This window comes from bacterium (assembly GCA_021372775.1).
In the GTDB taxonomy this organism is placed as follows: Bacteria; Acidobacteriota; Polarisedimenticolia; order J045; family J045; genus JAJFTU01.
On sequence record JAJFTU010000016.1, the window covers coordinates 1 to 3,128 of the forward strand.

The 3,128-nt window shown below is 74.9% G+C and carries 4 protein-coding genes; all 4 read right to left on the minus strand.

The features are described 5' to 3' along the window. The coding region (locus LLG88_00500; GenBank protein MCE5245393.1) for a HAMP domain-containing protein at window positions 1-488 on the minus strand (488 nt) is incomplete at its 3' end. Window positions 489-611: 123 nt separating this feature from the next. Continuing rightward, complete coding sequence (locus LLG88_00505; protein MCE5245394.1) at window positions 612-974, minus strand: polymer-forming cytoskeletal protein; 363 nt, start codon at window positions 972-974, stop codon at window positions 612-614. Between the two features lie 5 nt (window positions 975-979). Continuing rightward, window positions 980-2,125, minus strand: a complete 1,146-nt coding sequence (locus LLG88_00510) for an aminotransferase class V-fold PLP-dependent enzyme (GenBank protein ID MCE5245395.1) — start codon at window positions 2,123-2,125, stop codon at window positions 980-982. Continuing rightward, the coding region (locus tag LLG88_00515; GenBank protein MCE5245396.1) for a DUF5915 domain-containing protein at window positions 2,122-3,128 on the minus strand (1,007 nt) is incomplete at its 5' end. The genes LLG88_00510 and LLG88_00515, both read right to left, overlap by 4 nt.

Consider the following 3,128-nt stretch of genomic DNA (forward strand, 5'->3'; position numbering starts at 1 on the left):
ACCGCGGGGGCGAGTTCGTCGTGGGCGCCGGCCGGCCGGAGGTTCTCGGAGAGGTCGCCGGCCGCGACCTTTTTCAGCGCGGAGACGACCGTCCGCAGCCGCTCGGCGAATCCGTCCAGCGCGCCCGCCAGGGCGCCGAACTCGTCGCCGGCGCCGAAGCGGAGGCGCACGTCGAGGCGTCCCTCGGAGAGCGCCTCGACCGCCTCCGTCGCCGCGGCGAGCCGCTCCGCGACGCCGCGCCCGAAGTACGCGCCGAGCGCCGCCGCGGCGGCCGCGCCGACGACGGCCGCGAGGACCGCGGCCAGCGGCGCGCGGCCGGCGCCGAGCGCCGCCGCGAGGACGGCGCCCGAGACGGCCACCCCCGCGCCGATGAGAGCGAAGCCAGCCGTGAACTTGCCCTTGAGCCCGGTCCGCCGTCCGCCGTCCATAGTGCGTCCCTCCGAGTTGTTGTTTCCCCAGATGCCGTTCCCCGGCGATCTGATCGGCACGAGGCGCAACTGCGATAAGGCCCGGAGACGAATTTTGCGGAAAAAGTGCAGACCGCTAACTGTATTAGACTGCGGCGTCAGCGGCCTTCGCCCGGTGCGTCGCGCCCCGGACGATGCGCCGCGTCAGCCGCGGCGGCCGATCCGCAGCGCCCCGCGACACGACCCGCCGGGCGCGGTTTTGAGGGTCCGTCCCTCGACTTCGCCGGCCAGCCGGCCGCCGGCGCTGATCTCGATCCCGCCCTGCACGCGGACGATCCCGCGGACCCGCCCTTCGACGCGCAGCCGCAGCGCGCGCCCCTCGGTCAGGGACGCCTCCGCCCCTTCGGCGACGATCAGGTCGCCGTGGAGGTCGATCGAGCCGTCGAACGCCCCGTGGAGGATGAGGAGGCCGCTTCCCCGCGCCTCGCCGCGCATCGTCGCGCCCCGCCCGAGTTGGGCGAAGCCGACCTCGGGGGCGTCGCCCCGCTTGCGCCGGACGAGCGGCACGAAGCTCAGCCCCGCGCCCTGACGGCCTGCGCCGCGGCGATCAGGATCGACGCCGCCTGCTCCGCGTCGGCCGCGGTCGTCTCGGGGCCGAGGCTCACCCGCACCAAGCCGCGCCGGTGGGCGTTCGGCAGGCCGACCGCCGCCGCGACCGGGCTGGGCGCCTCCCCGCCGGCGTGGCAGGCCGAACCGGCCGACACGGCGAGCCCGCGGCGGTCGCACTCCGCCGCCACTTCGGCGCCGGAGAGGTTCTTGAAGACGATCGCCGAGGTGTTCGGCAGGCGGGGCACGGTGAAGCCGAGCACGAGCGTCCCCTCGACCGCGTCGGCCACCGTCCGCTCCAAGCGGTCGCGCAGCGGGGCGAGCTTCGCCTCCGCGGCGAGCCGCGCGCGGAGTCCCGCGGCGGCCGCGCCGAAGCCGACGATCGAGGCCGCGGCCTCGGTCCCTTGCCGCCGCCCTTCTTCCTGTCCGCCGCCGAGGCAGAACGGCACGGGGAAGAGTTCCGGCCGCGCGATCAGCGCCCCGATCCCTTGCGGCCCGCCGATCTTGTGCGCGGAAATGGTCAGCAGATCGACGCCGAGCCGCTTGAACGAGAAGCCGACCTTGCCGAAGACCTGGACGGCGTCGGTGTGGACGAGCGCGCCCTTGCCCCGCGCCAGCTTCACGATCGCCGGGATGTTGTTGATCGTGCCGATCTCGTTCTGCGCGAGCATCACCGAGACGAGCGGCAGTTCGGCGCCCTCGAGCGCCTTGGCGACCTCGGCCGTCTCGACCTGCCCCTTGCGCGTCGCCTTGAGCGTGCGCAGCTCGACCAGGCCGCGCGAGGCGAGCCAGTGCGCCGTCTGCAGCGTCGAAGCGTGCTCCAGCGACCAGACGACGAGCGTCTTGACGAGCCCCGCGTCCACGAGGCCGCGGACGGCGAGGGCGTTCGCCTCGCTGCCGCCGGAGGCGAAGACGACGTCGGCCGGCGCCGCCCCCGCCGCCTCGGCGATTTCCGTCCGCGCCCGCTCGACCGCCGCGCGGGCGCGGCGCCCTTCGGAGTGCACCGACGAGGGGTTCCCCCACTCCTCGGCCCAGAAGCGCGCCACGGCCGCCGCGGTGCCGGGCGCCGGCGGGGCGCTCGCGTTGTGGTCGAAGTAGAGCCTCCGGCTCATCGCGTCGCCGCCTTGACGAGGCCGATCCGCACCGTCCGGCCGTCCACGTCGCACTCCTTCACGTCCGCGCCCGGCGCCGGCGGCGCCGCGCGGAGCTCCACCGCGAGCGTTTCGGCGGCGATCATCGCGCCGTGCTCGGCGACGACGCGCGCGACTTCCTCGTTCCCCTCGAACGTCAGCGCGATCCGCTGGGCGTAGTCGAGGTCGAGCTCCTTGCGCATCGTCTGGACCCGGTTGACCAGCTCGCGCGCCAGCCCCTCGCGGAGCAGCGCGTCGTCGAGGTCGGTCTCGAGGACGACGACGACCCGCGGCGACGACGCCGCGGCGTAGTGCTCGCGCGCGGCGAGGGAGATCGCGATCTCCTCCGGGCCGAGCTCGACCGCCGTCCCGTCGATCCGCAGCGTGACCTTCCCCTCGGCGTCCAGCTCGCGCCGCAGCGCCGCGGCGTCGGCCTTGCCGAGCGCCTGTTTGATCTTCGGCACGAGCGTCCCGTACTTCGGGCCGATCGCGCGGAAGTTCGGCTGCATCGACCAGTGGACGAAGGCGTCGGCGTCGCCGCCGAAGAGGACCTCCTTGACGTTCAGCTCGTCGGCGACGATCCCGGCGAGGCCGCGCAGCTCCGCCTCGCGCGACGGATCGGCGAGGAGGACGCGGGCGTGGGCCAGCGGCTGCCGGACGCGCAGCTTCTGCGCGCCGCGCGCGGCGAGGCCGAGCGACACGACCTCGCGCGCCAGCCCCATCGCCGAGGAGAGCGGCTCGTCGGCCCAGTCGGCCGGCGGCTCGAACCAGTCGGAGAGGTGGACGCTGTCCGGCCGCGCGCCGGGCCACGCGCCGCCGACCAGCGTGCGCCACGTGTGCTCGGCGAAGAACGGCGTGAACGGCGCGGCGAGGCGCGCCAGCGCGACGAGGACTTCCCAGAGGGTCCAGTAGGCGTCCTTCTTGTCCTGCTCGAAGCCGGGCGCCCAGAACCGCTCGCGCGAGCGGCGGACGTACCAGTTGGAGA

Excerpts from the sequence above, each read along its gene's own strand:
- LLG88_00510 (MCE5245395.1), bottom strand. The coding sequence starts at position 2,125 with ATGAGCCGGAGGCTCTACTTCGACCACAACGCGAGCGCCCCGCCGGCG.